Raw genomic sequence first — 16,415 nt, forward strand, 5'->3', positions numbered from 1 at the left:
CGACGCCGCGATGGAGGCCGAAGCCGAGCGTCTTGCGGAGGCCACGGAAGACGCCGAGGAGGAGGTCTCCGGCGAGCAGGAAGAGGCGGCCGCGCCCCAGGCTCTCCCGACGTCGGAGGCAGTCCCGGCTGCGCCCCACACCGCGGAAACCGGCGCCCCGGACGCGCGCGAAGAGGAGCTTCCGTCCGTGTCGCAGGACGCGCAGGACCATGCGCGGGCCGAGGACGACGCCCTGACGGACGAGGTGCTCGCGCCCGAACACGTGCCGCCGCGCCCCTCCCCGATGCCCGGCTCGGTCGCCGCGAAGCTGCAGCGCATCCGCGCCGTCGTGGCCCGCGCGACCGGCGTACCGATCGACGCGGACGTCATGCGCGGCGAGACGCCGGACGAGGACGAGAGCGAGACCAATCTCTTCCGCGACGAGGACGCGCAGTCTGCGACACGCGCCCGCGTCCTGCGGATGAGCCGCGCCGATTTCGAGGCCGCGGTGGCCGAGGGCAGCATCCCGCCGCTGCCCGGTGCCGCGCAGCCCGCGAAGGAAGGTGCCTTTAAGGAACCGGGGGCGCCCGCAGGCGCGGAAGAAGCCGAACGCCCCGAGGACGACGCCCCCCCGGCTGACAGCGCGTCAGACGCGCCCGCAGCCGACAGCGACGCTCAGCCCGATCTCCGCAGCGAAACGCCGGCCCAGGGCGAGCCGAGAGAGACGGTAGCCGCGGGCGTGCACGCCACGGGCGACGACCCCGGCAAGCAGGACGAGGAGGAGACCGGCGCTGCATTCCCCCTGCCTCCCGCGGCCGCGGACGCGACCCCGTCGCAGGCCCGGGACGCCGCCGCCGCGATGGCGGCGGCGCCCGGGTCGCACCCTGCGACGGGTCCGGCACGGTCCTCCCTGAGCCCGGAGGACGAGGCCGAACTTGCAGCGGAATTGCGCGGCATCGAGGCGGACCTCTACGGGACGCGCACCGAGGCTGCAGAGGATGCGGCCGCTACGGAAGCGGATGCCACTCCGGCGCCCGTGACCGACGCGGGCGCGGATCATTCGGCACGGAACGCAGCCGAGGAGGAGACCTCTTCCGTCGATACGCGCGACGACCAGTCCGAAGCCTCGGAGAGCCAGCCGGACGAGGATGCCGAAAGCCTCACGCAGCATGAAAGCCTCACGCAGCATGACGGGGCCTCGAAGCCCGAGCCGACCCGGACGGAGGCGGTCGCAGCGGCGGCAGAACCGGAGGAAGGCCCCGGAGGTCGCGCACAGGACGTCAAGGCCGCCGAAAGTCGCCCGGCCCGGGGCGAAGCCGTCGCGCCGGAGCAGGCACCGGAGGAGGCGCCCATCGCAACCCCCTCGGGGGCGCCTGCCGGCTCGGAGGGCGACGAGACAGCCGACAACGCCGCGCGCGACACGGCAGAGCCAACGGGCCTTCAGGAGCCGGACCCCGGGATCGCCGCGGCCGCGCGGCGCGCGGTGCGGCAGGGCAGCGATGCCTTCGCCGCCGTGTCCGCCCGCCCCGAGGGCAACGGCGACGACAACGTGTCCCGCCTGATGGACGAAGCCGAAACCGAGATGGAGCGGCCGGAGGCGACCCGCCGCCGCAGCGCGCTTGCCCATCTGCGCGCGGCCGTGGCGGCCACGCGCGGGGACCGCGGGCTTGTCCGCAGCGGGCCGGCAGAGGAAGAGGTGCAGGCCTATCGCAACGACCTGTCCGCTGCCGTGCGGCCACGGCGCCCCGAGGCGAGCTCGGCCCGCACCCCCCGCCCCGAAGAGCCGCGTCCGGCCCCCCTCAAGCTGGTGGCGGAGCAGCGCGTCGATCTGCCCTCCGGCGAGGAACGCGCCCCGGTGCGTCCCCGCCGGGTCCATCGGCCGGCACAGGACGCAGCCCAGGCCCCGCGTGCTGCGGAAGGCTTCGAAAGCTACGCCCGCGCCAGAGACGCGCGAGAGCTTCCCGAACTCATGGAGGCCGCGGTCGCCTATCTCGTCTTTGTCGAGGGGCACGACCAGGTTTCGCGCCCGCAGGTGATGAAGACCGTGCGCGGCAGTGGCCTTGCGGACTTCAACCGCGAGGACGGGCTGCGCCACTTCGGGCAGCTGATCCGCGAGGGCAAGATCGAGAAGCAGCGCGGGGGCCGCTTCACCGTCTCGGACGAGATCGGCTATCGCCCCGAGGGGCGCGCGGCCGGCTGAGAGAGGCTCGTTCCGGGCGCGGCGCGGCGGGCGGGAGCCTGCCGCGCCGTTGCAGCGGCGCTGCGTCGGACCACAGGCCGCCGCAAAACGGCGAGGACGCCCGTGAGGGCGGACCGAGCGTGTCGCTCATCGGCCGTGACCGGCCTCTTCGCTGCGAGGGCGCGCCGCGCCTCAGTCGTCGCGCGGCGCGTCGGGGTCGGGCTGGCCCACGCCCTTGAAGACGAACTTGAAGGGCAGCGCCCAGACCACGCCCAGCGCCACGTAGATCAGCAGCTCCAGCAGGATGCCGGGCCGGTCGAACCAGCCCACGACCGTGACCGCCGCCATGATGTAGAGCGGCAGGCCGACGATCAGGATCACCAGTGACCAGCGGCGGCGGGCTTTGTAACTCAGGTCCATCAGTCTGCGAACGGGTCCGTGACGAGAATGGTGTCATCCCTTTCGGGCGAGGTGGAAAGTAGGGCCACCGGACAGCCGATCAACTCCTCCACGCGCCGGACATACTTGATGGCCCCGGCCGGCAGGTCCGCCCAGCTGCGCGCGCCCTCGGTCGAGGCGCTCCAGCCTTCCATCTCCTCGTAGACCGGCACCAGCCGCGCCTGCTGATCCGCCGCCGTGGGCAGATGGTCCAGGCGTTTGCCATCAAGCTCATAGCCAGTGCAGATGCGCAGCCGGTCGAAGCCGTCCAGCACGTCGAGCTTGGTAAGCGCGATGCCGTTGATTCCGCTGGTCGCGATGGATTGCCGCACCAGCACCGCGTCGAACCAGCCGCAGCGCCGCTTGCGCCCCGTGGTTGTGCCGAACTCGTGTCCGCGCGTGCCCAGCCGCTCGCCGTCCGCATCGTCAAGCTCGGTCGGGAAGGGTCCCTCGCCCACCCGCGTGGTGTAGGCCTTGACGATCCCGAGCACGAAGTCGATGGCGCCGGGCCCGATGCCCGTGCCCGTGGCGGCCTGCCCTGCGATCACGTTCGAGGAGGTGACATAGGGATAGGTGCCGAAGTCGATGTCCAGCAGCGCGCCCTGCGCGCCCTCGAACAGAATGCGGCGCCCCGAACGGCGCTTTTCGTTCAACACCCGCCAGACCGGCGCGGCAAAGGGCAGGATCTGCGGCGCGACCGCCTCCAGCGCGGCAACCAGCGCGTCACGGTCCACCGGCTCGAGCCCCAGCCCCCGGCGCAGCGCGTCGTGATGCACCAGCGCGCGGTCCACCCGCGCCTGAAGCGTCGCGCGGTCGCCAAGGTCGGCCACCCGCACCGCGCGGCGGCCCACCTTGTCCTCGTACGCCGGACCGATCCCGCGGCCCGTGGTGCCGATCCTGGCCACCCCGACGGCGGCCTCTCGCGCGCGATCGAGTTCGCCGTGAAACGGCAGGATCAGCGGTGTGTTCTCCGCAATCATCAGCGTCGCGGGCGTGACCTCGACCCCCTGCCCCTTCAGCGTCTCGATCTCCCGCATCAGGTGCCAGGGGTCCAGCACCACGCCGTTGCCGATCACGCTCAGCTTGCCGGGCCGCACCACGCCCGAGGGCAGCGCATGCAGCTTGTAGGTCTGATCGCCGATCACCAGCGTATGGCCTGCGTTGTGCCCGCCCTGAAAGCGCGCGACGACATCGGCGCGCTCGCTCAGCCAGTCCACGATCTTGCCCTTGCCCTCGTCGCCCCACTGGGCGCCCACGACCACGACGTTCGCCATCTGCCGCTCCCTTCGCGGTATCCGAAACCCGCGCCGGTATAGCCGCGGGCCGCGGTGGTCGAAACCGGAAATCCGCGCCCGCGCGCAGGGTCGGCGCGCCCTTGCTCCCGCGGGCCGCTTCGCCTACATGGACCGCGACAGCCGCGCGGGGTCTCATGGAAAACGTCATCCTAATCGTTCATCTGCTCCTCGCCCTCTCGCTCATCGGCATTGTCCTGATGCAGCGGTCCGAGGGCGGCGGGCTTGGCATGGGCGGGGGCGGCAATGTGACCACCGGCCGCGCGGGGGCGACGCCGCTGGGCAAGGTGACCTGGATCCTGGCCATTGCCTTCATCGGCACCTCGCTTACGCTGACGATCTTCGCCGCCGAGAACGCCACCGGCAGCTCGGTGCTCGACCGCATCGGCGGCGGCGGTGGCGGCTCGGTCGAGGAGACCGATCCGTCGGTGCCGCAACTGCCCGACACTGACAGCCTGCTGCCGCCGCCGGCAGGCAGTGAGGATGCGCCGCTGGTGCCGCGCGCGGAGTGATCCGCGCCGGCGCCACGCGCGCCGGTTTTCCACAAGTCCTTGCGGGGTTTGCGGTTTTCGTTACATCATCTAGCGCGCGTCTGGACAGGCCAGCGCGACTCGTGTAACGCTTGAATCCCGTGGTGAGGTGCGGCCATGGAGCCGCGCGCAAGCATCGGGCCGGCCCCGGACACGCGGCAAGCGTCTCCCCGACCGGCCCCGTCACGGGGGATCGCCGGATCATGGCTCGCTTCATCTTCATCACCGGTGGCGTCGTCTCGTCGCTGGGCAAGGGTCTCGCATCGGCGGCGCTGGGCGCGCTTTTGCAGGCGCGCGGCTTCACCGTGCGGCTGCGCAAGCTGGACCCCTATCTCAACGTCGATCCCGGCACGATGTCACCCTTCGAGCACGGCGAGGTCTATGTCACCGACGACGGGGCCGAGACCGATCTCGATCTCGGCCACTACGAGCGCTTCACCGGCGTCGCCGCGCGCAAGTCCGACAGCGTGAGTTCGGGGCGCATCTATTCCAACGTTCTGGAGAAGGAGCGCCGGGGCGACTACCTCGGCAAGACGATCCAGGTCATTCCCCACGTCACCGACGAGATCAAGGACTTCATCCGCATCGGCGAGGACGAGGTCGATTTCATGCTGTGCGAGATCGGCGGGACGGTGGGCGACATCGAGGGGCTGCCCTTCTTCGAGGCGATCCGCCAGTTCGCGCAGGAAAAGCCGCGGGGCCAGTGCATTTTCATGCATCTCACGCTGCTTCCATGGATCGCGGCCAGCGGCGAGCTCAAGACCAAGCCCACCCAGCATTCGGTCAAGGAGCTGCGCTCGATCGGCATCGCGCCCGATCTGCTGGTGTGCCGCTCGGAAAAGCCCATCCCGCAGAAGGAGCGGGAAAAGCTCGCGCTTTTCTGCAACGTGCGCCCCGACGCGGTGATCGCGGCCTACGACCTCAAATCCATCTACGAGGCGCCGCTCGCCTACCACCGCGAGGGACTGGACCAGGCGGTGCTCGACGCCTTCCGGATCAGCCCCGCGCCGCGGCCCGACCTGTCGAAATGGGAGGATGTGGCAGACCGTCTGAGCCATCCGGAGGGCGCGGTAAACGTCGCCATCGTGGGCAAATACACGCAGCTGGGCGATGCCTACAAATCCATCGCCGAGGCGCTCACGCACGGCGGCATGGCGAACCGCGTGAAGGTCAACGTCGAATGGGTGGACGCCGAGATCTTCGAGCGCGAGGATCCCGCGCCGCACCTGGAAGGGTTCCACGCCATCCTCGTGCCCGGCGGCTTCGGCGAGCGCGGGACCGAGGGCAAGATCCGCGCGGCCGAGTTCGCCCGCACCCACGAGGTGCCCTACCTGGGCATCTGCCTCGGCATGCAGATGGCGGTGATCGAAGCGGCGCGCAACCTGGCCGAACTGCCCGACGCGGGCTCCGAGGAATTCGACCGCGAGGCCGGGCGCAAGCGCTTCACCCCGGTGGTCTACCACCTCAAGGAATGGGTGCAGGGCAACGCCACGGTCGAACGCCGGCCCGACGACGCCAAGGGCGGCACCATGCGGCTGGGCGCCTATGACGCGGTGCTGGAGACGGGCAGCAAGGCGGCCGAGGTCTATGGCGCCACGCGGATTTCAGAGCGTCACCGCCACCGCTACGAGGTGGACATCAAATATCGCCAGAAACTCGAGGCGGCGGGCCTGTGCTTTTCCGGCATGTCGCCCGACGGCCGCCTGCCCGAGATCGTGGAATGGCCCGACCACCCGTGGTTCATCGGCGTGCAGTTCCACCCCGAGCTGAAATCCCGCCCCTTCGAGCCGCATCCGCTCTTCGCGGATTTCATCCGGGCGGCGAAGGAGATCTCCAGGCTGGTGTGACGGGGCGATGCAGGGCGATGCAGTCGATCGCCTGCCGGGCGGTCGTTCTGCCGTCGAAAGCGTCGATCGACACCCTTGCCGGGACATGGTCTGCGGCATCGACCGCCGGAGCCGGAACCGTACTGCCAAGGCCCGTCGATACAGCGACATCCGGCGCGCAGAAAGAGCGTCCCGGACGGAAAAGCGGCCCTCACGCAGGCAGACGTCAGACGTGCAAAAGCCTGAGCAACCCCTGCGGATTTGGGGAGGAAATGGCGCACCCAGTAGGATTCGAACCTACGACCTTCGCCTTCGGAGGGCGACACTCTATCCAGCTGAGCTATGGGTGCACTGTGTGCGGGCGGACCCTACTGCACTCTCCTGCCGGATGAAAGCGGAGATCGCAAGCCCCGGAAACCACCGACCGGCAAGATTCGTCTCTGCCCTACACCGGATGCCCGCCCTGACGGGACGCCCGTGTCAGTCGAACAGCTCGTGCGCCAGTTCCAGCGCGTCGACCAGCGCATCGACCTCTTCGGGCGTGTTGTAGAGCGCAAAGCTCGCCCGGCAGGTGGCCGGCGTGCCGAGGAATTCCATCAGCGGGCCGGCGCAGTGGTGACCCGCGCGCACCGCGACCCCCTTCTTGTCGAGAATGGTCGAGATGTCGTGCGCATGCGCCGCGCCCTGCATTGTGAAGGAGAAGATCGCCGCCTTGTCCGGCGTCGTGCCCTGCAGGTTGAGCCAGTTGAGACCGCCCAGCCGGTCCACCGCGTAGTCGCGCAGCCGGTCCTCGTGCGCGGCCACCGCCTCCATGCCGAGGTCCATCAGCCACTCCAGCGCCACGCCAAGGCCGATCTGCTGCACGATGCCGGGGGTGCCCGCCTCGAACTTCATCGGCGGGTCCGCGTAGGTCACGCTGTCCTTGTGCACCTCGCGGATCATGTCGCCACCGCCGATGAAGGGGCGCATCTCCGCCAGCCGCTCGCGGGCGATCCAGATCGCGCCCGAGCCGGAGGGACCGTAGAGCTTGTGCCCCGTGATGGCGTAGAAGTCGCAGCCAAGCTCGGCCAGGTTCACCGGCATGTGCACCGCGCCCTGGCTGCCGTCGACCAGCACCGGCACGCCCTTCTCGCGGGCGCCCGCGCAGATCGCCGCGACATCCACCTTGGTGCCCAGCACGTTCGACAGCTGCGTGATGGCCACCAGCTTCGTCTTCGGGCCGATGGCGTCGATCACTGACTGCGGGTCGAGCGCGCCGGTGGAGTCCACGTCCACCCATTTCAGCACCGCGCCCTGCCGTTCGCGCAGGAAATGCCAGGGCACGATGTTGGCGTGATGCTCCATGACGCTGAGCACGATCTCGTCGCCCGGCTTGATCCGCGGCATCGCCCAGCCGTAGGCCACCAGGTTGATTCCCTCGGTGGTGCCCGAGGTCAGCACGATCTCGTCCTCCGAGGGCGCGCCGAGGAAACGCGCGACGATGCCGCGCACGCCCTCGTATTTCTCGGTTGCGAGGTTCGACAGGTAGTGCAGCCCGCGGTGAACGTTGGCATATTCGTGGCTGTAGGCCTGCGTCACTGCGTCTATCACGCATTGCGGCTTTTGCGCCGAGGCGCCGTTGTCAAGATAGACAAGCGGCTTGCCGTTCACCTCGCGCGCGAGGATCGGAAACTGTTCGCGGATCGCGGTCACGTCGTACATCGTCTTTCCCCTTCCCACTCATGTCGGAGCTAGCGCGCCACCGAACAGCGTCACGAGGAATGTCAGGCCCAGGGCCATGGCAAGCACGCTGAGCGCAAGCGCGCCCAGCGACTTGAGCAGATTGCCGTAACCATGGGCCACGTCGATGAAATTCAACAGTATCCAGAAGCCGATGGCAGCCGCGGCCAGCACCACCAGCGACGACAGAACCGGACTGAGCGGAACGAGCACCAGCAGCGCGGCCTGCACCACCAGCCGCAGCGCCTGCAGCCAGACCAGCAGCACCATGATGTCGCCCAGCGCCCCCTCGCCGCCCAGCATCCGGCCGACATACCACAGCGCGTAGATGGTCCCGACGAGCCCCGCGGCAAGGAAAAGCGCGAAGGGCACGGGTGCGACAATCGGCACCGCCAGGTCGTCGGGCGGCGGCGCGATCATGTTGGACGCACTGTAGAGCGCCGCGTTCAGAACCACGACCAGCGCAAGCGCGGTCCAGAGCGCGTCCCTGGGCAGCTTCAGATCCATCAGCCGCCGCGCCACCTCGCGCGGGGTGCGGATCGTGTCGACGGCAAGCTGCCCGAGCGCCGCTGCGGTCATGGCGTTCCTTTCTCGGCCTCGCGCAGGCTCATCATCCAGAACCAGCCAAAAGCGAGTAACCACAGAACGCCGACGATCTGCAAGCCCGGCCCCGCCCCCACGAAGCCCGCGACGAGCCCGTGCAGCAGAAGCAGCGGCGCGGCCGCGAGGAACGCCCAGAACAGCGCGAGCCGCGCACCGTAGAAGCTGCCCCGCCCGCCAAGGAGCCGCGCGACCAGATGCGAAAGCGCCGCGAGCGCATAAAGCAGCAAGGGCGCGACGAAGATCCAGCCGAAGAGCGCGCCGGCGATCTGCGCGTCGAGCGGTGGCGCGTCGGCATCGAGCGTCGCGGCGCGCTGCAGGGCCGGCCAGCGGCCCACGAAGGCCAGCAGGCAGCCGCCCATCAGGATCGCAAGCGCCCGGTCCTCGCGCCGGCCCGCGTCGAGCAGGCGGCGCATTACCGCCCGCGGCGACCGGTAGGTCGCCGCGATGTCGGTCGTGACGGGCATCAGCCGCGCCGTCGCGCGAGCCAGGCCTCGAGCCGCGCGGTGATGTCCCCGGCCAGCGCCTCGTCCTCGATCTCTTCCACCGCCTCGGCTAGGAAGGCGAGCGTCAGGATATCGGTCGCCGGCCCCTCGGGCACGCCGCGCGAGCGCAGGTAGAACAGCGCGTCCTCGTCGATCGCGCCGGAAGTGGACCCGTGCGAACAGGCCACGTCGTCGGCGTAGATCTCGAGCTCGGGCTTGACGAGGAACTGGCTGTCCTCGTCCAGCAGCAGCGACTGGCTGATCTGGTAGCCGTCGGTCTTCTGCGCGCCGGGCTTCACGAGGATCTTGCCCTGGAAGACGCCTGTCGCGCCGTTCCGCAGCACCTTCTTGAACACCTGCCGGCTCTCGCAGCACTCGGCGTCATGGGTGATGAAGACGGTGTCGTCCTGGTGGAAATCGCCGTCGCCCACGCAGGCGCCGGCAACATGTGCGACGCCGTTGTCGCCGGTCATCTCGATCACGCATTCGTTGCGCGTCATCATGCCGTTCACCGTCATCGAGAAGGACTTGAAGACACTCTCGCGCCCGAGGCGGGCGAAGATATGGGTGGCCGCGCGCCGTTCGTGATCGCGGCCCTGCGCCCGGACGTGGTGGAAGGTCGCGCCGTCCGCGACATCGATCTCCAGCACGTTGTTGAACCTTGCCGCCGCCGGTCCGTTCTCCAGCAGGGTAAAGCGGGCGCCTTGCTCCAGCTTCACGCAATGATGAAGATAGGCGTCGGATGTCGTTGACCTGTGATGATAAACCAGGCTGACTGGCTTCGAGGGCGTGCCCGTCACGCGGATCAGGACACCGTCGGCGGCGAAGGCCGTGTTCAGCGCCGCCAGCGGGCGCGGCACGGGCGACTGTCCGCGCGTCTCGAGCGTGCCGTATAGGTCGCGCGCCCAGTGCAGATCGGCGCGCCCGGCCTCTGCCAGCCGCTCGATCTCGATCCCTTCCAGGCTCAGGTCGTCAGAGGCATCCGGATCGAAGACGCCGTCGACAAAGACGATCCTGAGCCGGTCGAAGGCGTCGAACATCGGCGCCTCGTCGGTGTCGAAGGTCGCGGCCTCCGCCGGCTCGGGCGCGTTCAGGCTGTCGGGACGGGTGAAGCGCCAGTATTCGTCGCGCGGACCGGGCAGCCCCATGCCGCGCAGCCGCGCCAGCGCGGCCTCGCGCGCCGCGCGCGGCCAGCCATCGGAGGGAAGGGTCAGCGCCGACAGCCGCGCGTCGAGCGCGTCCAGTTTCGGTTGCGGCAGCGCCATCAGGCCATCTCCTCCACGATGTCGGCATAGCCGTTCTTCTCGACCTCGAGGGCAAGCTCCGGACCGCCCGACTTGACGATCCGGCCGCCGGCCATGATGTGCACCACGTCGGGCACGATGTGGTCCAGTAGCCGCTGGTAATGCGTGATGAGCAGAAAGCCGCGGCCCGCGTCGCGCAGCCGGTTCACGCCGTCTGCCACCAGCTTCATCGCGTCCACGTCAAGCCCCGAGTCGGTCTCGTCCAGGATGCACATCCGCGGCTCGAGCATGGCCATCTGCAGGATCTCGTTGCGCTTCTTCTCGCCCCCGGAAAAGCCCGAGTTCACGCCGCGCTTGAGCATCTCGGCGTCGATGTCCAGCTCCTTGGCCTTGGCGCGGATCGTCTTGAGGAACTCGGTCGAGCTCATCTCGGCCTCGCCGCGCGCCTTGCGCTGGGCGTTCACAGCCGTGCGCAGGAAGGTCATGTTGCCCACGCCGGCGATCTCGACCGGATACTGGAACGCCAGGAACAGGCCCGCCGCCGCGCGCTCTTCGGGCTCCATTTCCAGGATGTCCGCGCCATCGAGCGTCGCCGTGCCCTCGGTCACCTCGTAGCCCTCGCGGCCCGCCAGCACATAGGACAGCGTGGATTTCCCCGAGCCGTTCGGCCCCATGATGGCGTGCACCTTGCCGCCCTCCACGGTCAGGTCCACGCCCTTGAGGATCGCCTTGTCCTCTTCCTCGAGCTTCACGTGAAGATTGCGAATTTCCAGCATTCTGTCTTCCCTTTCTCGTCCGCGCACCGGGTCACGGCCGCGTCATCAGCGTCACGATCTGCATCAGCCGCTCGGCCGGCACCGGCCGCGGCGTCACCTTCCAGACGGCCATGCGCCCGACCATGTCGGGGCGGCCAAGATAGTCCTCGACGACGTGGTAGTGGCGCCGCGGCGCATAGTCGTCGAACATCAGCGTCAGCGGTGCGGGCGCGCGAAAGAGCGCCGCCAGCGCGCAGCCCACGCGGAACCGCCCGTCCACCAAAACCACCTCCGGAGCAAGCCCAGCCCGCTCCCAGACCTTGAGCGGATAGCGGGCATAGCGCCGCCACCCGCTGTCGTCGGCCGGGTGGCCCCACTCCGTCGTCGGGCCGATGTCGGCCCGGAGCACCTCGACCGTGGTTCCCGCTGCCGGCGGATGGTCCGCGAACCACGCCCGCATCCCCTCGGCCCAGGCCGCGTCGCTCTCGACGGAGACGACAGTCTTGCCCGGCATCCCGGCGGCCATGACGGTCGAGCCGCCGCTGCCGTATTCCAGGATGGTGCCCGCACGTTCGAAGGCGGCACGCACCGCCGCGGCCTCGTCGGGCGGCAGCGTCAGCTCCGGCCGGACCGGAACGGCATCTCGCGCGGGCGTCTCCACCTCGTCACCCCAGCGAAACCGCGGTGCCTGAGGCAGACACCATCAGCATGTTGTTGATCACCTCGTAGTCGAGGTCCACCCCGACCACCGCCGTCGCACCCAGCGCGGCCGCGCGGGCCTCCATCTCGCGAATCGCCGTCTCTCGCGCTTCCGCCAGGCTGGCCTCGTAGGCGCCCGAGCGGCCGCCGAGAATATCGGTGATCCCGGCAAAGATATCGCGGAAGACGTTGGCGCCGATGATCGCCTCGCCCGTGACGATGCCGTGGTAGTCGGTGATCTTCCGGCCCTCGATCACGGGCGTGGTGGTGACGATCATCGCGCCCTCTCCGTTCTCAGCCCACCGACCCTTCGAGGCTGATCGCCACCAGCTGCTGCGCCTCCATCGCGAATTCCATCGGCAGGGCCTGCAGCACCTCCTTGGCAAAGCCGTTCACGATCAGCGCCACGGCCTCTTCCTCGTCCATGCCGCGCGAGCGGCAGTAGAAGAGCTGGTCGTCGTCCACCTTGGAGGTCGTCGCCTCGTGCTCCACCCGGGACGAGTTGTTCTTCACCTCGATGTAGGGAACCGTGTGCGCGCCGCACCTGTCCCCGATCAGAAGCGAGTCGCACTGGGTGTAGTTTCGGCTGTTCTTCGCCTTCGGGTGCATCGAGACGAGCCCGCGGTAGGTGTTCGACGAGACGCCCGCGCTGATTCCCTTCGACACGATCCGCGAGCGGGTGTTCCTGCCCAGGTGCACCATCTTGGTGCCGGTATCGGCCTGCTGGTGGTTGTTGGTGATCGCGATCGAGTAGAACTCGCCCTGGCTGTCATTGCCCCGCAGGATGCAGGAGGGATACTTCCAGGTCACGGCGCTGCCGGTCTCGACCTGCGTCCACATCACCTTGGACCGGTCGCCGCGGCAGTCCGCGCGCTTGGTGACGAAGTTGTAGATGCCGCCCTTGCCGTCCTCGTCGCCGGGGAACCAGTTCTGCACGGTGGAATACTTCACCTCGGCGTCTTCCTCGGCGATGATCTCGACGACGGCCGCGTGCAGCTGGCTCTCGTCGCGCTGCGGCGCGGTGCAGCCTTCGAGGTAGCTGACGTAAGACCCCTTGTCGGCGATGATCAGCGTGCGTTCGAACTGCCCGGTGTTCTCCGCATTGATGCGGAAATAGGTCGACAGCTCCATCGGACAGCGCACGCCCGGCGGCACGTAGACGAAGGATCCGTCCGAGAAGACCGCGCTGTTGAGCGTGGCATAGAAATTGTCCGAGACCGGCACGACCGAGCCCAGGTATTTCTTCACCAGCTCCGGGTGCTCCTTGATCGCCTCGGAAATCGAGCAGAAGATCACCCCCGCCTTCTTCAGCTCCGCCTGGAAGGTGGTGCCGACGCTCACGCTGTCGAAGACCGCGTCCACGGCCACCTTGCGCTCGCCGGTCCGCGCCTCGGCCGGGGTGTCCTCGGCCCCCTCGACGCCGGCGAGGATCATCTGCTCCTTGAGCGGTATCCCCAGCTTCTCGTAGGTCTCCAGCAGCTTCGGATCGACCTCGTCGAGCGATTTCGGCTTGGTCGCCATGCTCTTGGGCCGGGCGTAGTAGTATTGGGCCTGGAAGTCGATCTCGGGATAATCGACGAAGGCCCAGGTCGGCTCCTTCATCTGCAGCCAGCGCTCGTAGGCCTTGAGCCGCCAGTCGGTCATCCAGTCCGGCTCGCCGTTCTTCTCCGAGATGAGGCGCACGATATCGGGCGTCAGCCCCTTTGGCGCATAATCCATCTCGATGTCGGTTTCCCAGCCGTACTTGTACTTGCCGCCAACCTCGCGAACGGTTTCGATCGTGTCTCGATCGACCCCTTCCTTCACATCGACCCTGTCAAGTGCACTCATGGCCGGTCTCCCGTCTGTGGCCCCGCGGGGCCGGTTGTCCTTTGCGCCCCCGCCGGGGCTGTCGTCCTTCCGCCCGGGTGGCCGGGCAATCCCTATGTCAGGCGGCCCGCGCCCTGTGCCGGCGCCAGGCCCCGCTCCAGGCTTCGGCGAACCGAAGCACCTCGTCCCGCCCGATGCCGGGCCCCAGGCTCACGCGCAGCGCGCCTGCCGCGATCTCCTCGCCGAAACCCATGGCCTGCAGCACCTTGCTTGCCCGCAGCTTGCCGCTGGAACAGGCAGATCCCGCCGAGACCGCGTAGCCTGCAAGATCCATCGCCATCACCTGCGTCTCGCCCTTCCAGCCGGGCGCTGCAAGGCAGAGCGTGTTGGGCAACCGCCGTGCGCCTTTCCCGACCAAAATAATCTGGTCCGAAAGCGCCTCAAGAGCATTTTCTAGAATATTTCTAAACTCGGCCGTCTCGTCCCACAGGCCTGCGTCCACGTCGCGCCGCGCGGCCTCTGCCGCCGCGCCGAAACCCGCGATCCCGGGCAGGTTCTCGGTGCCCGACCGGCGCCCCATCTCCTGCCCGCCGCCAGGGATGCGGGGCACGACGTCGCGTCCCTGTTTCAGCAGCAGCGCGCCGATGCCCTTCGGCCCGCCCAGCTTGTGCGCCGAGACGAGTGCCATTTCCACGCCCGTCTCCGACAACCGCACCGGAAGCTTGCCGAAGGCCTGCGTCATGTCGCTGACCGCGAGCCCCGCGGGCAGATCCTGCACCACACCGGTCTCGGAATTGGCGAGTTGCAGCACCGTTTTCGCGGGCTCTGCCACGGCGACCCGTCCCCCGGCATCCACCGGCAGCCCTTCCTCGACCCAGGCGCGCACGGCGTCATGCTCGATCCCCGACCCGACAAGCCCGCGGCCCGCGCAGGCCAGCCCCGCGGCCTCCGTCGCGCCGGAGGTGAAGACGAGGTCGTAGCCCTCTCCCCCGATCGCCTCCAGCACCTGCGCGCGCGCCCGCTCGACCAGCGCCCGCGCCGCCCGCCCCTCGGCATGGACGGAGGACGGGTTGCCCAGGACATCCAGCGCGCCGATCGCCGCCGCCCGCGCCTCGGGGCGCAGGGGCGCCGTCGCGTTCCAGTCGAGATAAAGCCGGCTCATCGCGCCCCCTCCGGATCCTTCCTCTTGCGGGAAATACCCCGGGGGGAGTCCGCGCAGCGGACGGGGGGCAGCGCCCCCCCGCGACGGGCACGGCAGCAACTCACTCGTCCACCACCGAAAAGAGCGTGGGCACCGCCGGACAGGGCGCCAGGGTGTTTTCAACCACGTCCGAAAGCCGCGTCTGGTGCAGGAAGACGTAGACCTGCGCCGACAGGCTCTGCCACAGCCGGTTGGTCAGCGACTGCGCCTTGGTACCCGAAAGACCGCCCGTGGCGCCGGCGCCGGTGTGCATCGCGTTCACCGTCTCGTCCACGGCCGAGAGCACGTCGACCACGCGGATCTCGGTCGCCGGCCGGGCAAGGCGGTAGCCGCCGCCCGGCCCGCGTACCGACGCGACGAGTCCCGCCCGCCGCAGCCGGACGAAGAGCTGCTCGAGATAGGGCAGCGAGATCGACTGCCGGCGCGCGATGTCGCCAAGGCTGACCAGCGAGCCCTCGGGCTGCAAGGCCATGTCTGCCAGCGCCACCATCGCGTAGCGCCCTTTCGTGCTCAGCTTCACGGACTGCCGCCTCCTTGCGCGCCATATTGACCCCGGACGCCACACGGCTTACCTGCGGAAGAACCACTCAGCCCGTAGCTTAGAATTATTCTAAGAAATTCCGGCAGCCCCGTCAACGAGTCCCGCGAGTCCCGCCGCGTCAGCAGGAGCCCTCCGCCCCATGCCCGAGGTCATCTTCCCCGGTCCCGAAGGCCGTCTCGAAGGCCGCTACCACCCGCAGAAGGAACGCGATGCGCCGATCGCCATCATGCTGCATCCGCATCCGCAGTTCGGCGGCACGATGAACAACAAGGTGGTCTACAACCTGCACTATGCCTTCCACCGGATGGGTTTCACGGTGCTGCGCTTCAACTTTCGCGGCGTGGGCCGCAGCCAGGGCGAATACGACCAGGGGGTGGGCGAGCTGTCCGATGCCGCCTCTGCGCTCGACTACCTTCAGTCGATGAACCAGAACTCCAAGCACTGCTGGGTCGCGGGCTTCTCCTTCGGCGCCTGGATCGGGATGCAGCTGCTGATGCGCCGGCCGGAGATCACCGGCTTCGTCTCCGTCTCGCCGCCGGCCAACATGTACGATTTCTCCTTCCTCGCACCCTGCCCCTCCTCGGGGCTGATCATCAACGGCACGGCCGACCGGGTGGCGCCCCCCGCCGATACCGCCTCGCTGGTGGCCAAGCTCAAGGAGCAGAAGGGCATCACGATCACCCATGAGGAGATCGAGGGCGCGGGCCATTTCTTCGAGGGGCCGCACATGGACACGATGATCGGCACCGTGACGGACTACGTGAAACGCCGGCTGACGGAGACGACCCGCTGATGGGGGTGACGTGATGGGAGTGACGGAGGATCTGGCCGACGCGCTGGCGCGCGACGCGATCGCCGCGGCGGAAGAGACGGGCGACGAGCGCCTGATCGACGAAATCGCCTCGTCGCTGGGCGACACATCGTCGACCACGCAGGAAGCCTTCATGACCTCGGTCCGCGTGCGGCTGGCAGAGAAACGCGCGCGCCGGCTGCTGGAGGCGAAGATCGCCGCGGCCCGGGCGGCGGGCGCCGGCGACGGATCGGGCGGCGCCCAAGGCGCTTGAAGCGCCTTTCAAGCGGTTTCCAAACCGCTTGCCTCAGCTCCCGGCCGCAGCCGC

17 protein-coding genes and 1 tRNA gene are annotated in these 16,415 nt (G+C 68.9%); 5 read left to right on the forward strand and 13 right to left on the reverse strand.

Annotated elements, in window-relative coordinates; translation table 11 throughout:
- Positions 1-2,179, forward strand: a 2,179-nt coding sequence (locus ACLFOB_RS09515) for a hypothetical protein (RefSeq protein WP_410925936.1), incomplete at its 5' end; no start/stop codon positions are given.
- A 171-nt stretch (positions 2,180-2,350) separates the two neighbouring features.
- On the opposite strand, the gene ACLFOB_RS09520 is transcribed toward ACLFOB_RS09515, so the two are convergent.
- Together ACLFOB_RS09520 and ACLFOB_RS09525 are read right to left on the reverse strand one after the other, a co-directional pair.
- Positions 2,351-2,578, reverse strand: a complete 228-nt coding sequence (locus ACLFOB_RS09520) for a DUF2842 domain-containing protein (protein ID WP_410915878.1) — start codon at positions 2,576-2,578, stop codon at positions 2,351-2,353.
- Positions 2,578-3,870 carry an adenylosuccinate synthase gene (locus tag ACLFOB_RS09525; protein WP_410915877.1) on the reverse strand — a complete coding sequence of 431 codons (1,293 nt, stop codon included), beginning with the start codon at positions 3,868-3,870 and terminating at the stop codon, positions 2,578-2,580. Before ACLFOB_RS09525 ends, ACLFOB_RS09520 begins: the two co-directional genes overlap by 1 nt.
- A 155-nt stretch (positions 3,871-4,025) precedes the next feature.
- On the opposite strand from ACLFOB_RS09525, the gene secG reads away from it, so the two are divergent.
- Positions 4,026-4,400, forward strand: a complete 375-nt coding sequence (gene secG, locus ACLFOB_RS09530) for a preprotein translocase subunit SecG (protein ID WP_410925937.1) — start codon at positions 4,026-4,028, stop codon at positions 4,398-4,400.
- Between the two features lie 221 nt (positions 4,401-4,621).
- Positions 4,622-6,265, forward strand: coding sequence for a CTP synthase (locus tag ACLFOB_RS09535; RefSeq protein WP_410915875.1), 1,644 nt, complete (start codon positions 4,622-4,624; stop codon positions 6,263-6,265).
- Between the two features lie 252 nt (positions 6,266-6,517).
- On the opposite strand, the gene ACLFOB_RS09540 is transcribed toward ACLFOB_RS09535, so the two are convergent.
- From ACLFOB_RS09540 to ACLFOB_RS09590, 11 genes are all read right to left on the reverse strand, one after another.
- Positions 6,518-6,594: transfer RNA gene (locus tag ACLFOB_RS09540), tRNA-Arg, on the reverse strand.
- A gap of 130 nt (positions 6,595-6,724) precedes the next feature.
- Positions 6,725-7,945: a cysteine desulfurase gene (locus ACLFOB_RS09545; protein WP_410915874.1), complete on the reverse strand. Its 1,221-nt coding sequence runs from the start codon at positions 7,943-7,945 to the stop codon at positions 6,725-6,727.
- 18 nt (positions 7,946-7,963) lie between these two features.
- The gene (locus ACLFOB_RS09550) at positions 7,964-8,542 is read right to left on the reverse strand and encodes a YIP1 family protein (RefSeq protein WP_410925938.1); all 579 of its coding nucleotides are present in this window, start codon (positions 8,540-8,542) and stop codon (positions 7,964-7,966) included.
- Entirely contained in the window at positions 8,539-9,030 is a 492-nt protein-coding gene (locus ACLFOB_RS09555; RefSeq protein ID WP_410925939.1) for a YIP1 family protein, read from the reverse strand. Before ACLFOB_RS09555 ends, ACLFOB_RS09550 begins: the two co-directional genes overlap by 4 nt.
- Positions 9,030-10,313: a SufB/SufD family protein gene (locus tag ACLFOB_RS09560; protein ID WP_410925940.1), complete on the reverse strand. Its 1,284-nt coding sequence runs from the start codon at positions 10,311-10,313 to the stop codon at positions 9,030-9,032. The genes ACLFOB_RS09555 and ACLFOB_RS09560 overlap by 1 nt, the downstream gene beginning before the upstream one ends.
- Positions 10,313-11,068, reverse strand: coding sequence for a Fe-S cluster assembly ATPase SufC (gene sufC, locus ACLFOB_RS09565; protein WP_410917749.1), 756 nt, complete (start codon positions 11,066-11,068; stop codon positions 10,313-10,315). The genes ACLFOB_RS09560 and sufC overlap by 1 nt, the downstream gene beginning before the upstream one ends.
- A 31-nt stretch (positions 11,069-11,099) precedes the next feature.
- A complete protein-coding gene (locus ACLFOB_RS09570; RefSeq protein WP_410917748.1) occupies positions 11,100-11,708 on the reverse strand; it encodes a hypothetical protein in 609 nt (202 codons plus the stop codon).
- Positions 11,709-11,712: 4 nt separating this feature from the next.
- The gene (locus ACLFOB_RS09575) at positions 11,713-12,024 is read right to left on the reverse strand and encodes a heavy metal-binding domain-containing protein (protein ID WP_410925941.1); all 312 of its coding nucleotides are present in this window, start codon (positions 12,022-12,024) and stop codon (positions 11,713-11,715) included.
- A 16-nt stretch (positions 12,025-12,040) separates the two neighbouring features.
- Entirely contained in the window at positions 12,041-13,576 is a 1,536-nt protein-coding gene (gene sufB / locus ACLFOB_RS09580; protein WP_410925942.1) for a Fe-S cluster assembly protein SufB, read from the reverse strand.
- 97 nt (positions 13,577-13,673) lie between these two features.
- On the reverse strand, positions 13,674-14,717 hold the full coding sequence (locus ACLFOB_RS09585) for a cysteine desulfurase family protein (protein ID WP_410925943.1): 1,044 nt from the start codon (positions 14,715-14,717) through the stop codon (positions 13,674-13,676).
- A gap of 100 nt (positions 14,718-14,817) precedes the next feature.
- Positions 14,818-15,276: an Rrf2 family transcriptional regulator gene (locus tag ACLFOB_RS09590; protein ID WP_410917744.1), complete on the reverse strand. Its 459-nt coding sequence runs from the start codon at positions 15,274-15,276 to the stop codon at positions 14,818-14,820.
- Between the two features lie 160 nt (positions 15,277-15,436).
- On the opposite strand from ACLFOB_RS09590, the gene ACLFOB_RS09595 reads away from it, so the two are divergent.
- Together ACLFOB_RS09595 and ACLFOB_RS09600 are read left to right on the forward strand one after the other, a co-directional pair.
- Entirely contained in the window at positions 15,437-16,090 is a 654-nt protein-coding gene (locus ACLFOB_RS09595; protein WP_410917743.1) for an alpha/beta hydrolase, read from the forward strand.
- A gap of 13 nt (positions 16,091-16,103) precedes the next feature.
- Positions 16,104-16,361 (forward strand): hypothetical protein, encoded by a 258-nt coding sequence (locus ACLFOB_RS09600; protein ID WP_410917742.1) that lies wholly within the window; start codon positions 16,104-16,106, stop codon positions 16,359-16,361.
- The last annotated feature ends 54 nt before the right edge of the window (positions 16,362-16,415 follow it).

Origin of the sequence: Rhodosalinus sp. (assembly GCF_046542825.1) — a bacterium.
In the GTDB taxonomy this organism is placed as follows: Bacteria; Pseudomonadota; Alphaproteobacteria; order Rhodobacterales; family Rhodobacteraceae; genus Rhodosalinus.

Bases quoted from the DNA above. Each gene is read 5' to 3' on its own strand.
- ACLFOB_RS09595 (WP_410917743.1), top strand. From the start codon at position 15,437: ATGCCCGAGGTCATCTTCCCCGGTCCCGAAGGCCGTCTCGAAGGCCGC.
- ACLFOB_RS09520 (WP_410915878.1), bottom strand. From the start codon at position 2,578: ATGGACCTGAGTTACAAAGCCCGCCGCCGCTGGTCACTGGTGATCCTG.
- secG (WP_410925937.1), top strand. From the start codon at position 4,026: ATGGAAAACGTCATCCTAATCGTTCATCTGCTCCTCGCCCTCTCGCTC.
- sufC (WP_410917749.1), bottom strand. From the start codon at position 11,068: ATGCTGGAAATTCGCAATCTTCACGTGAAGCTCGAGGAAGAGGACAAG.
- sufB (WP_410925942.1), bottom strand. From the start codon at position 13,576: ATGAGTGCACTTGACAGGGTCGATGTGAAGGAAGGGGTCGATCGAGAC.
- ACLFOB_RS09575 (WP_410925941.1), bottom strand. From the start codon at position 12,024: ATGATCGTCACCACCACGCCCGTGATCGAGGGCCGGAAGATCACCGAC.
- ACLFOB_RS09550 (WP_410925938.1), bottom strand. From the start codon at position 8,542: ATGACCGCAGCGGCGCTCGGGCAGCTTGCCGTCGACACGATCCGCACC.
- ACLFOB_RS09560 (WP_410925940.1), bottom strand. From the start codon at position 10,313: ATGGCGCTGCCGCAACCGAAACTGGACGCGCTCGACGCGCGGCTGTCG.
- ACLFOB_RS09555 (WP_410925939.1), bottom strand. From the start codon at position 9,030: ATGCCCGTCACGACCGACATCGCGGCGACCTACCGGTCGCCGCGGGCG.
- ACLFOB_RS09535 (WP_410915875.1), top strand. From the start codon at position 4,622: ATGGCTCGCTTCATCTTCATCACCGGTGGCGTCGTCTCGTCGCTGGGC.
- ACLFOB_RS09585 (WP_410925943.1), bottom strand. From the start codon at position 14,717: ATGAGCCGGCTTTATCTCGACTGGAACGCGACGGCGCCCCTGCGCCCC.
- ACLFOB_RS09525 (WP_410915877.1), bottom strand. From the start codon at position 3,870: ATGGCGAACGTCGTGGTCGTGGGCGCCCAGTGGGGCGACGAGGGCAAG.
- ACLFOB_RS09600 (WP_410917742.1), top strand. From the start codon at position 16,104: ATGGGAGTGACGGAGGATCTGGCCGACGCGCTGGCGCGCGACGCGATC.
- ACLFOB_RS09545 (WP_410915874.1), bottom strand. From the start codon at position 7,945: ATGTACGACGTGACCGCGATCCGCGAACAGTTTCCGATCCTCGCGCGC.